The sequence below is a fragment of the Streptomyces sp. NPDC002742 genome (assembly GCF_042888885.1).
In the GTDB taxonomy this organism is placed as follows: Bacteria; Actinomycetota; Actinomycetes; order Streptomycetales; family Streptomycetaceae; genus Streptomyces.
This window is the reverse complement of the sequence record NZ_JBIAQF010000029.1, coordinates 54,179-66,834: the sequence shown is the minus strand read 5'-3', so window position 1 is coordinate 66,834 and position 12,656 is coordinate 54,179. Positions and strand designations below refer to the sequence as shown.

The window sequence follows — 12,656 nt, the reverse complement described above, 5'->3', positions numbered from 1 at the left end:
AGGTCGCATGAGCTTCGGCACACCTGGTATCCGGCCCCTGACCCCTCAAGCCTCCCCGGGAGCGGACGCGCTGTCACCCGCCCAGGAACGCTTCTGGTTCCTGGACCGGATGCATCCTTGCACCGCGCTGTACAACGTGTGCTCGGCGATCCGTCTCACCGGACCGCTCGACCCCGGCGCGGCCGCCCGGGCGGTGGGCGAGATCGTCCGCAGGCACGACGTCCTGCGCGCCCGCTTCCCCGCCGACGGCGGCGTACCGCGCGTACACGTCGAGCCGGAACTGCCGCTGACCACACAGCTGATCGACCTCACAGGGCTGGACCCCGAGCTCCGTGCCGCCGAGGCGCGGCGCATCGCCGAAGAGCACGCCCGGCGCCCCTTCGACCTGGGGACCGGCCCGCTGATCCGCACGGCGCTGCTGCGCTCCGCCGCCGACGACCACACCCTGCTCCTCAACTGGCACCACATCATCTGCGACGGCTGGTCCCGGCAGGTCTTCATCGACGAGTTCCTCGAACTCGTCGCGGCCCAGGCCGAGTCCCGCCCCGCCGAGCTGCCCCCGCTGCCCGTCCAGTACGCCGATCTCGTCGCCCGGAGCCACCACCCGGGCGCGGGCGACCCTGCCCATGAGGCCGAACTCGCCTACTGGCGCGAGCAGTTGTCCGGGCTCCCGGAACTGCGGCGGCTGCCCCCGGACCGCACACCTCCCGAGCGGGCCACGCCGCCCGCCGCCGTCGCGCTCCGCACGCTCGACCCCGAACTGATGCAGCGAATACGGGAGTTGGCCCGAGCCGAGCGTGCCACCCCGTTCATGGTGCTGCTCACCGGCTTCGTGATCGCGCTCTCGCGCCACCAGGACCAGGACGACATCGTGGTCGGCACGCCCAGTGCCCTGCGGGAGGACATCGACGCCGACCTGCTGATCGGCCCCTTCCTCAACATGCTCGCCCTGCGCACGGACCTCTCCGGCGCCCCGACCGTCCGGCAGGCCCTGGCCCGGGTGCGGCAGACTTGCCTGGGCGCGTACGGCCATCAGAGGGTCGCCTTCCAGGACATCGTCGCCGCCATAGACACCGAACACGCCGAGGGCGACGGCCAGTTCTTCGGCGTCACCTTCCAGTGCATCGGTACGCCGTCCACCCGCACCGGACCCGGCGCGCTGACCGCAAGTGCCGAGGAAGTGGACATCGGCGTCGCCAAGTTCGACCTGACCGTCGACGTGTGCGCCGAGGAGGGGCACACCGACGCACTCGCCCAGTACGACAGCGGGCTCTACCGGCCCGAGACCATCGACGCGCTGCTGCGCCTGTGGCAATCTGTGCTCGGCGACATGGCCCGGGACCCGGAGCGGCCCGTCACCCTGACCGGCGCCCCCGGCCCCGAGGACCGTACGCCGCTGCTGCGCGCCGCGACGGGCGCCCCCGTCGAGCCCGCCGAGGCCGATGACAGCGTGCTCGACGTGTTCGAGCAGTGGGCGGAGCTCCAGCCCGACGCCCCCGCCCTGGTGCACGGCGAAACCCGGCTCACCTACGGCGAGTTGGACCGCGCCGCCAACCGTCTCGCCCACCGGCTGCGCGGCGAGGGAGTCACGCCCGGATCCCGGGTCGGCATCTACATGGAGCGCTCCGCGGAGAGCGTCGTCGCGGTCCTCGCCGTGTGGAAGGCGGGCGCCGCCCATGTGCCGCTCGACCTCGACAGCCCAGCGTCCCGCCGCGCGATGATCGTCGCCGACGCCGGGGTGGACGTGGTGGTCACCCAGGAGCCGCTCGTCCCCGACCTGGCCGACGACTCCGTACGCGTCCTGGTCGCGGGCCCGGACGGCGCGGACCCCGCCCGCTTCCCCGGCACCCGGCCCGAGCGCCTGCTCGGCGCCGACAGCCTCTGCTATGTCATGTATACGTCGGGCTCGACGGGGCGTCCGAAGGGCGTCATGGCCACGCACGGATCGCTGCGGCGCATCCAGCTCGCATGGGAGCACGCCTTCGCGCTGCGCGGACGGATCCGCGGCCATCTGCAGATGGCCAACTTCAGCTTCGACGGCTACCTCGGCGAACTCGTCCGCAGCATCGGCTCCGGCGCGACCCTCGTCGTCTGCCCCCGCGAGACGCTGCTCCTTCCGGCCAGGCTGCTGCGGCTGATGCGCGACGAGGACATCGACGTCGCCGACTTCGTGCCCACGGTGCTGCGCACCCTTGCCGCGCATGTCGCCGAGAGCGGCGCGGACCTGGCCTTCCTCAAGCTGCTCATCGTCGGCTCCGACACCTTCCCCGCCGACGAACTGGCGCGCATCCGCGGGCTGTGCGGCCCTGACACGGACGTCGTCAACTGTTACGGACTGACCGAAGGCACCATCGACAGCACCTACTTCACCGTCGGCGCCGACGACCACGACACGCAATCCGTGCTCATCGGCACGCCCCTGCCCGGCACCGAGGCGTACCTCCTCGACGACCGGATGCGCATGGTGCCCCCGGGCGTGCCCGGCACCCTCTACATCGCGGGCCCCACCCTCAGCCGCGGCTACCTGGGCGCCCCCGGCCGCACCGCGGACGCCTTCGTGCCGCACCCCTTCGCCGACCGGCCGGGCGCGCGGATGTACCGGACCGGCGACCGCGGCCGCTACCGGCAGGGGCCGCACGGCCTGCGCATCGAGTTCCTCGGCCGCCGCGACCACCAGCTCAAGGTGCGCGGCTACCGCGTCGAACTCGGCGAGATCGAGGCCGCGTTCCGCCGCTCCCCGTACATCAGGGACGCCGTCGTCCTCACCGAGGGGGAGCAGGACGCCAAGCGCCTCCACGCCTACCTCGTACCGAGTGCCGGCCAGGACGGCGTGGACTGGCACGGCGTGCTGCGCGAACACCTGCCGCTCTACATGCTGCCCGACCGCCTGGCGCTCCTCACCGAGCTGCCGCTCACCCCGAACGGCAAGCTGGACCGCGCCGCGCTGCCGCGGGTCCACAGCACCGAGGTCGCTCCACCCGGCACCGCGAGGCCCGCCCGCACCCCCGTCGAGCACACCCTGCTCGACCTGTGGCGCACCGCGCTGCGCCGCACGGACATCGGCGTCAACGACGACTTCTTCAGCCACGGCGGCGACTCCCTGATGGTGATGCGCGTGATCGCGGCCGCGCACGACACCTGGGGCGTGGACATCACCGTACGGGCCTTCTTCCGCGCATCGACCGTGGGCCGCCTCGCGCCGCTGGTCGAGAAGCTGCTCGCCGAGACCGCCGCACGCGGCGGGACGGACCAGACACCCGGCGGGCCCGACCGGATCGTCCCGGTCGTCCGCCAACGCATCGCGTACGAGGAGGGCTAAGTGACGACTGGACCCATCGGCGGAGACCCGGGCGGATACCGGGTCGTCGTCAATCACGAGGAGCAGTACTCGATCTGGCCCGTCGACCAGCCGCGGCCCGCGGGCTGGGAGGACGCCGGGTACGGCGGGGCGCGCGAGGAGTGCCTGGCACACATCGAGACGGTGTGGACCGACATGCGGCCGCTGAGCCTGCGCCGCAGGACCGAGCGGGGGGCCGCGGGATGACGCCGTACTACCAGGGCTGCCTCCTCGGCGATGTGCGCGGATTCGCCGGCTGGGCCGAATCGGCGGCGCGGGAGCAGCGGGATCTTCCCGACGACACCGTGGTGTATCTGCGCGAGGACCTGGCCGTCGTACGGCACCCCGTGCTCGCCGACCAAGGGGTGCTGTGGGACGCGGCGACACCGCAGTGGCGCGCCTACTGCACCGACGAGCTGCGGTTCGAGCCGCCCGCCGGACGGAAGTGACGGCCGTGCAGCTGCCCCACGTCATCGAGGCACACGAGGGCGAGGACCTCCTCGACCGGATCGGCAGGGACCGCACCGGGATCCGGCAGCGGCTGCGCATGGAGGGCGCCGTGCTGCTGCGCGGCTTCGCCGTCGGGGGCGTGGACGGGTTCGAGTCCGCCGTGCGTGGACTGTCCGGCGAGGACCCGCTGCCGTACGAGGAACGGTCCTCGCCGCGCAGCACCATCAAGGGCCACGTCTACACCTCCACCGACTATCCGCCGCACGAGGAGATCTTCTTCCACAACGAGAACTCCTACCGTGTCTCCTGGCCGATGAGCCTGTACTTCCACTGCGTCGAGCCACCGGGCGGCCGCGGGGCGACCCCGCTGTCGGACACCCGCCAGGTCCTGCGCGCCCTCGACCCCGCCGTGCGCGAGGAGTTCGAGCGGCGCGGCTGGAAGGTGGTGCGCAACTTCGGCCCCGAGTTCGGGCTGAGCTGGCAGGAGGTCTACGACACCGACGACCGGTCGCAGGTGGAGCGGTTCTGCGCGGCCAACGGCGTCACCGCCCAATGGCGCGCGGACGGCAGGCTGCGTACGTCATCGGTGCGCGAGGCCGTGCACCGGCACCCCGAGACGGGGGCTGAGGTGTGGTTCAACCACGCCGCGGTCTTCCACCTCTCGACACTGTCGCCGGAGAACCGCGAGGGCATGCTCGAACTCTTCGGCGAGGAGGACCTGCCCAACCAGAGCTACTTCGGCGACGGCGGGGACATCCCCGACGACGTCATGGCGCACGTACGCGACTGCTACCGCTCTTCGGCCACCCGCTTCGACTGGTCCCGCGACGACGTCCTGGTCATCGACAACATGCTGACCGCGCACGGCAGGGAGCCCTACACCCGTCCCCGTACGATCGCCGTCGCCATGGCCGAGGCGCTCGCGACGACCGGGCGGAGGTGAGCGGCGTGACGGCACCGACGGGACCGACGGGACCGACCGGTTCAGCCCTGGTGAGCGACGCGTCGTACGCCCAGTCGCGGATGTACTTCTTGGATGAACTGGCCGATCAGACAAGTGTGTTCACGGTCGCCCGTGTCCTCGACCTGACCGGCGTCCTCGACCCGGCGGCCCTGGACGCGGCCGTCCGGGGCTGCGTGCGCCGCCACGAGAGCCTGCGCACCTGCTTCCGCGTCCTCGACGGCCGGCTGAGCCAGATCGTCACCGACCACGAGCCCGCCCTGCGCATCATCGACCTGCGCTCCCTGCTCGGGCGGAACACGTCGGTCGACGAGCAGGGCCTGGTCGCAGGGCTGGCCAGGCAGGAGGCCGCCGAACCCTTCGACCTGCGGCGCGTGCCCCTCCTTCGGACCACGCTGATCCGCCTCACCGACCAGCGCTCCGTCCTCCTGGTGACGCTCCATCACATCGTGGCCGACGCCTGGTCCCTCGACCTCTTCCTGCGCGAACTCTCCGCGCTGTACCGCGCCCACGTCACCGAATCCCCGCACGGTCTGCCCGAACCACGCCTGCAGTATGCGGATTTCGCCGCCTGGCAGCAGCGCGCCGAGGCGAGCGGCGGCCACGACCGGCTCCTCGACCACTGGCGCGAACGCATCCACGCACTGCCCGAACTGCCGCTGCCCACCGGGCGTCCGCGCCCCGAACAGCTCTCCTACCGAAGCCGCGAACTCTCCGTACCGCTCGACGACCGCCTCACGGCACGGCTGAAGACCCTGGGCCGCGAGGAGGACGCGAGCCTGTTCATGGCCCTGCTCGCCGGCTTCTATGTCGCGCTGCACCGCCACAGCGGCCGGGCCGACCTCACCGTGGGCGGCACCACGTCCGGGCGGGCCCGCTCCGAGACCCAGAACGTGATCGGCTCCTTCGTGAACATGGTCGTGCTGCGCACCCTGGTCCGCGACGACCACACGCTGCGCGACGTGCTGCGTGCCACCGCAGAGACCTGCCATGACGCGTACGAGCATCAGGAACTGCCCTTCGAGCGGCTGGTGGCCGCGCACGGCGGGGCCCGCCGCGCCAACCAGAACCCGCTGTTCCAGATCGTGTTCCAGATGATCGTCGAGGCGGACGACGAGCTGTCCGTGCCGGGGCTGCGCATCCGGATGCGCGACGCGGCCACCACCGTCACCACCTTCGACCTGGTGTGCACCGTCACGAACACGGCGGGACGGCTGTCGGCGACCCTGGACTACGCGACCGAGCTGTGGGACGAGGACACCGTCGCCGCCCTGGGCGAGGCCTGGCAGCGGGCGCTGCGGGAGCTGGCCGAGCGGCCCGACCGCGCCGTGCGGGACATCCCCCTGGCCGAGGAACACCCGTACGCACCGGACGCCCTCCCGGACGAGCTGCGCCGCTCGACCGCCCTCGCGGACCTGCCCGCCGACGCCGTGCTGACCGTCCACGACGCCTACGGCCACCCCGCGCCACGCGGATCGGTCGGTGAACTCGTCCGCCGCGACGGGCCCGACGCCCCCGCACGGCCGACCGGCGTCGCCGTGCAGTCGGACGGGAGCGGACGCTTGGTCGCCGCGCCCTCACAGGAGGCTGCTCCCGAACCCGAACCCGAAACCGAGCCGCTCGCCCACTCCGCACCCGACGGCCCCATGGAGCGTGAACTCGCCGCCCTGTGGGAGGAGTTCCTCGGCCGCACCGGCATCGGACGGCACGACAACTTCTTCCAGCACGGCGGCCATTCGCTGCTCGCGACGGTGCTCATCACCCGGGTCCAGGAGCGCTACGGCGCCGATGTGACCCTGGAGGCCTTCTTCCGCGGCCCCACCCCCGCGGGCCTCGCCGAGGCGATCGCCGCCGCCTCGCCGGACGGCACCCGGCCCGGCGGCAGCACGGAAGCCGATGAACTGAGCGCGCTCGTGGACGCCCTGGAGCGACAGGAGGACCATGCCTGAAGCCGATCTCGCCGAGCGGATCCAGAACCTCACCGCCAAGCAGCGCGCACAACTGCTCCGGCAGCTGGGCGAACGCGGCATCACCCCGCCGCTGAGCCTGTTCGTCGGACCCGCCGACGGCGACGCACCGGTGTCGTCGGCGCAGCGCCGCATCCTCTTCCTCGGCGCGCTGCAGCCGGACAGTTCCGCCTACACCAGCGTGAACCCCTTCCGGCTCACCGGGCGGCTCGACCCCGCCCTGCTGCGCCGCTGCCTGGACGAGATCACCGCCCGGCATGAGATCCTGCGCACCGTGTTCCCCACGGTCGACGGCGTCCCCGTGCAGCGCGTCCGGGCCGCCGCGCGGGTCGAGCTGACCGTCGTCGACCTGCGGGGACTCCCGCCGGCCCGGCGCGCCGCCGAGGCGGACCGGCTCATCGCGGCCGAACACGGCATCCCCTTCAACCTCGCGGACACGCCGCCCGTGCGGTTCCGGCTGCTGCGGTTGACCGCCGACGAGTCGGTGCTCGTCGCGGTCTTCCACCACATCATCGTGGACGGCTGGTCGCTCGCCGTCCTCGGCCGCGAACTGACCGCTCTGTACGAGGAGTTCTCGCTCGGCCTGCCCAGTGCGCTGCCGCCCCTGCCGGTCCAGTTCGGCGGCTACGCCCGCTGGCAGGCGGTCTGCGAGGACGGCACGGAGGCCCGGCGGCAGCTGGCCTACTGGGAAACGCACCTCAGCGGCGCCCCCGACCGCCTCGACCTGCCCACGGACCGGCCGCGCCCGCCCGTGCAGAGCCACCGGGGCGCCACCTACCATTTCGTGCTGGACGCGGAGCTGACCGAGGCCCTGTACGAGCTGGGCGTACGCCACGGGACCACGCTCCACATGACGCTGCTCGCCGCGCTCGCCACCGTCCTGTACCGCTACAGCGGGCAGGCCGACATGCTCATCGGCGGCGCCGTCGCCAACCGGCGGCAGAGCGAACTGCACGGCCTGGTGGGCTTCTTCGCCAACTCGGTGCTCTTCAGGGTGCGCCTTGACGGCGACCCGAGCTTCGCCGAGCAACTGGCCCGCGTACGCAGCACCTGCCTGGCGGCGCACGACCACCAGGACGCATCGGTGGACCTGATCGCCCAGCGCCTGTTCCCCGAGCGCGACCTCGCGCGCAACCCGCTCTACCAGGTGAATTTCACCCTGCACAACACGCCGGCCGTGACCGGGCACCCTTCCGGCCTGACGGTGGAGCTGCTCGACACGGCGGCCGAGTCATCGCGCTTCGACCTCGACTTCAACATCCTGGAGACCGACGAAGGCCTCGACTGTCTGGTCGACTACGCCACCGACCTCTTCGACACCACCACCGTCGCCCGCATCTGCGACTCCCTCGGCGAACTGCTCCGGGCCGTCACCGCCGACGCCGACCGGCGCCTGTCCGCCCTGCCCGTGCTCTCCGCGCGCGAACTGCGGCGGATCGTGACCGAGTGGAACGACACCGGCACCGAGACCTGCGAGACGCCCCTGCACGAACTGGTGGCGGCCCAGGCCTCCCGCACGCCCGACGCGGTCGCTGTACGCGCGCCGGGCCACTCGATGACGTACGGGGAACTCGACGGCGCGGCGAACCGGCTCGCCCACCATCTGCGGGACGCCGGAGCGCGGCCCGGCACCGTGGTGGCCGTCCTGATGGGTCACGGGCCCCGTACCGTGACCGCGCTGCTCGCGATCCTCAAGACCGGCGCCGCCTACGTGCCGCTCGACCGCACGCACCCACCGTCCCGGACGAACGCCATGCTCGCCGACAGCGAGGCCACCGTCCTGGTGGTGGACGACGGCCTGCCGGTGGAAGTGGAACCCGGCGACGCCCGAGTCCTCGGGCTCACCGCCGAGGCCGACGCGGTCGCCCGGCGGCCCGCGACCGCCCCGGACGTCCGTGTGACGGCGGACGACCTGATCTACCTCATGTTCACCTCGGGCTCCACCGGCCGCCCCAAGGCGGCGCTCCTCACCCACCGCAACGTCGTCAACTACCTGCTGTGGGCCAGGGATCACTACTCCGCGTCCATGGGGACGGGCGTGCCCGTGCACTCGTCGCTCGCCTTCGACCTGACCGTGACGAGCATCTTCGCGCCCCTGCTTGCCGGGCAGCGCGTGGTGCTCCCGGCAGCGACCGCCGCCGACGCCCCGGACGTGACCTTGCGCGACCTCCTTGCCGACGCCGCCGACCTGAGCTTCGTCAAACTGACGCCCTCGCACCTGAGGCTCCTCGAACAGCACGCCGACGGCGCCCCGCTCGCCCTGCCTGCCCGGACCGTCATCCTCGGCGGCGAGGGTCTGCACGACGACGCCCTGTCGGCGCTCCGCGCCGGCACACCCGGGGCCCGGATCATCAACGAATACGGGCCCACCGAGACTGCCGTGGCCTGCACCGCGTACGAGGCGGGCAGCGCGCCACCGGAAGGCGGCGCGGGCCGGGTGCCGATCGGGCGGCCGATCGCCAACGTTCGCGTACACGTCCTGGACGAGGCGCTGCGCCCGGTGCCGGTCGGCGTGCCGGGCGAGGCCTGCGTCGGCGGTGCCGGAGTCGGCCAGGGCTACTGGCGGCGTCCGGCGCTCACCGCCGACCGCTTCGTGCCCGACCCCTTCAGCACCGTCCCGGGCGCCCGCCTCTACCGGACGGGGGACCTGGTCCGGCTGCTGCCCGGCGGCGACCTGGAATACCTGGGCCGCAGGGATGAGCAGGTCAAGGTGCGGGGCCACCGGCTCGAACCCGCCGAGGTCGAGGCCGCGGTGCGCAGCCATCCCGAGGTCCACGAATGCGCCGTCGAGGTGGTGAGCCGCGCACCGGGCGATGAGCGGATCGTCGCCTTCGTCCGCCTGCGCGACGGCTCCCGGAGCGAGAGGAACTGGGACGGAGACCGCGTCGAGGAGTGGCGTCGGCTCTACGAGACCACGTACGGCGATCTGCCGACGGGCCGGGACGAAGCATCCTTCAACCTCGCGGGCTGGCTGAGCAGTTACACAGGCCGGCCCTTGGACGAGGGACAGATGCGCTCCTGGCTGGACGACACGCTCGGCCGCATCAGTGCCCTGCGGCCGTGCGACGTCCTGGAGATCGGCAGCGGCACCGGCATGATCCTGCTCAACCTGGCCGCCGATTGCCGGAGTTACCGGGCCACCGACATCTCCGCCCCCGCCGTCGCCTACGTGCGGAGCACCGTGGACGCCATGGACCTCCCGCCGGGACGGGTCGATGTCCGCACGGCTCCCGCGCACCGAAGCATCACCCCGCAGGCGACGGAACCGGCGCCCGACACGGTGGTGCTCAACTCCGTCGTCCAGTACTTCCCTTCGGCCGGCTACCTCCTCGACGTGCTCCGGCAGGCCGTCGACGCGGTGCCCGACGGCGGCCATGTTTTCCTCGGCGATCTGCGCAGCCTGCCGCTGCTGGACCTGTTCCACACGTCTGTCCAGGCGCACCGGGCCCCGGTGAACATGCGCATCGCCGAACTCCGCTCCAAGATCCGCCGCCAGAGCGACCTGGATCCCGAACTGTGCATCGATCCCGCCCTGTTCGAGGAACTCGCGGCGCGCTGGCCCCGGGTGGCGCAGGTCCGCGTGGAGCCCAAGCGCGGCCGCGACGACAACGAGCTCACCCACTATCGGTACGACGTCGTCCTCGCCGTCGGCCCCAAGACGGCCGCATCTGAGCCCTCCGGCACGGTGCTCGACTGGGCCGCATCACCTCTCGCGCCGGACGAGCTCCTGCGCCTCGTCCAACGGGAGCGCCCCGAGCGGCTGCGCCTCACCGGTGTGCCCAACGCCCGGCTGTCCGCCGCACTGAGCCTGCGCGACCTCATCGAGCAGCGGGCGCCTTCCTCCTCCGTGGGTGAACTCCGGGCGCGAGCCGGCGCCTTGACCTCGCGAGGTCACGCGCCGGAGGACTGGTGGGAGCTTGCGGAGCAGTGCGCGTACGAGGTGGAGCTGAGCTGGCGGGACGGGCGGGCCGACGGCGCGTACGACGTGATCCTGACGCGCCGCGACGCGGCAGCCGAGCCGTCCGCGCTCCCGGCCGTCGCCACAGGCCGGGAAGCCGAGGTCTTCGACGGACGGCGGCACACCAACGACCCGCACTGGCGCCGGGCCTGCGCAATGATCATTCCGGAGATCGACGCCCACGTACGCCGCTGGCTCCCCGAACCGGTCCTTCCCACCCACTACGTCCCGCTGTCCGAGCTACCGCTCACGTCGAACGGCAAGGCGGACCGCACCCAGCTGCGCCGGCTCGCGGCGGACCCCGCGGTCGTTGAGCGCGCCGTCCGGGGCATGGCCGCCCGGGAACTCACCGGGACCGAGCAGATCGTCGCCGACATCTGGCGCGAGCTGCTCGACTGCGGTGACGTCACGCCCGACGACGACTTCTTCGGGCTCGGCGGGCACTCGCTGCTCACCCTCCAGGTCGTCTTCCGCCTGCGCAAGCGCCTGAACGTCGCCCTGCCCGCGCGTGCCCCGTTCAACCACCGGACCCTCGCCGAGCTCGCCGCCTGCGTCGACACGCTGCGGGAGCCTGCGGCCGACGCCCCGCCGCAGCTGACCGCCGTGCCCCGCGCAGGGGCGCTTCCCGCCTCGTACGCGCAGGAACGCCTCTGGTTCATGGACCAGTTGAACCCGGGAGACCCCCGCTACAACGTGCCGGTCTTCGACCGGATCCGCGGCCCGCTCGACATCGGGGCGCTGTCCCGGACGCTCGACGCCCTCGTCGCCCGGCACGAGGTCCTGCGGACCCTGATCACCGCGCCCGACGGAGTGCCCGGGCAGGAGATCCGGCCGCCGCAGCCGGTGCCGCTCCCACTGGTCGACCTCACCGGCCTGCCGCAGGCGGACCGGGAAGCGGAACTGGCCCGCATGGTGCGGGAGGAGTACCGCCGCCCCTTCGACCTGGCCGAGGGACCGGTCCTCCGCGCCCACCTGGTGCGCCTCGACCCGCAGGACCACACGCTGCTCCTGTCGCTGCATCACATTGTCCACGACGGCTGGTCGTTGGGACTCTTCAACGCCGACTTCGCCGCGTTCTACGAGGCGTTCGCGGCGGGGCGTGAGCCCGACCTCGCCGCGCCGTCGGTCCAGTACGCCGACTACGCCGTATGGCAGCGGCGGCTGCTCGACGAGGGCCACCTGGACGACCAACTGGCGTACTGGAAGAGCAAGCTGGCCGGTATCGTCGAGCTGCCCCTCCTGTCCACGGACCACCCATGGCCCGCCCGGCCCACCGGCAGCGGCCGGCTGCTCCCGGTCTCCATCCCGGCGCAGACCGTGGGGGAGATCCGGCGGCTGTGCCGGACGTCCGGTGTCACTCCGTTCGCCGTGCTGCTCACCGCGCTCGGCGTGGCCCTGTGCGCCCACACGGGCGAGCGGGAGGTGACCGTCGGCACCGATGTCGCGGGCCGCACCGCCGCCGAGACACAGGAGATGCTCGGCTTCTTCGTCAACCAACTGACGCTCCGCGTCGACCTGTCCGGAGGGCCGACCCGGCGGGAGCTCCTCGCGCGGGTCCACGGCACGGTGCTCGAAGCGCTCAGCCACCAGGACGTGCCCTTCGAAAGGGTCGTTCAGGCCCTCAATCCGCCCCGCAGCCGCCGCCACAGCCCGCTCTTCCAGACCAAGCTGGTGCTGAACAACACGCCGGGACGGTCCGGCGTCGAGCTTCCGGGACTGCACATCGAACCCGTCCCCGCCGGTCTCGACACCACCAGGTCCGACGTGGCGCTGATCCTCCAGGAGAGCCAGGACGTGCGGGACGGAGTCAGCCCGTCCGACGTGGACGGCGAGATCACCGGGTTCCTGGAGTACAGCACCGAACTCTTCGAGGAGTCGACCGTCACCAAGCTGCTCGACGACTTCGCACACGCCCTCAAGGATCTGACCGATCCTGCCGACCTGGCCGAACTGCCCGATGACCTGGGGACGGGGCCCGCCTGA

6 protein-coding genes are annotated in these 12,656 nt (G+C 72.3%); all 6 read left to right on the top strand.

All coding sequences use genetic code 11. The annotated features are described in order from the left end of the window. Nucleotides 1-7 precede the first annotated feature (7 nt). From ACFYW8_RS36675 to ACFYW8_RS36650, 6 genes are read left to right on the top strand one after another with little or no spacing between them, the layout of a single operon-like run. Nucleotides 8-3,319 carry an amino acid adenylation domain-containing protein gene (locus ACFYW8_RS36675; protein ID WP_389088995.1) on the top strand — a complete coding sequence of 1,104 codons (3,312 nt, stop codon included), beginning with the start codon at nt 8-10 and terminating at the stop codon, nt 3,317-3,319. Beyond that, a complete protein-coding gene (locus ACFYW8_RS36670) occupies nt 3,320-3,544 on the top strand; it encodes an MbtH family protein (RefSeq protein ID WP_389088992.1) in 225 nt (74 codons plus the stop codon). Then, nucleotides 3,541-3,786 (top strand): hypothetical protein, encoded by a 246-nt coding sequence (locus tag ACFYW8_RS36665; protein ID WP_363312515.1) that lies wholly within the window; start codon nt 3,541-3,543, stop codon nt 3,784-3,786. The genes ACFYW8_RS36670 and ACFYW8_RS36665 overlap by 4 nt, the downstream gene beginning before the upstream one ends. 5 nt (nt 3,787-3,791) lie before the next feature. Further along, nucleotides 3,792-4,730, top strand: a complete 939-nt coding sequence (locus ACFYW8_RS36660) for a TauD/TfdA family dioxygenase (RefSeq protein ID WP_389088987.1) — start codon at nt 3,792-3,794, stop codon at nt 4,728-4,730. Nucleotides 4,731-4,735: 5 nt separating this feature from the next. Continuing rightward, nucleotides 4,736-6,697, top strand: coding sequence for a condensation domain-containing protein (locus ACFYW8_RS36655; RefSeq protein ID WP_389088983.1), 1,962 nt, complete (start codon nt 4,736-4,738; stop codon nt 6,695-6,697). After that, nucleotides 6,690-12,656: an amino acid adenylation domain-containing protein gene (locus tag ACFYW8_RS36650; protein ID WP_389088980.1), complete on the top strand. Its 5,967-nt coding sequence runs from the start codon at nt 6,690-6,692 to the stop codon at nt 12,654-12,656. Before ACFYW8_RS36655 ends, ACFYW8_RS36650 begins: the two co-directional genes overlap by 8 nt.

Excerpts from the sequence above, each read along its gene's own strand:
- ACFYW8_RS36675 (WP_389088995.1), top strand. The coding sequence starts at position 8 with ATGAGCTTCGGCACACCTGGTATCCGGCCCCTGACCCCTCAAGCCTCC.
- ACFYW8_RS36665 (WP_363312515.1), top strand. The coding sequence starts at position 3,541 with ATGACGCCGTACTACCAGGGCTGCCTCCTCGGCGATGTGCGCGGATTC.
- ACFYW8_RS36650 (WP_389088980.1), top strand. The coding sequence starts at position 6,690 with ATGCCTGAAGCCGATCTCGCCGAGCGGATCCAGAACCTCACCGCCAAG.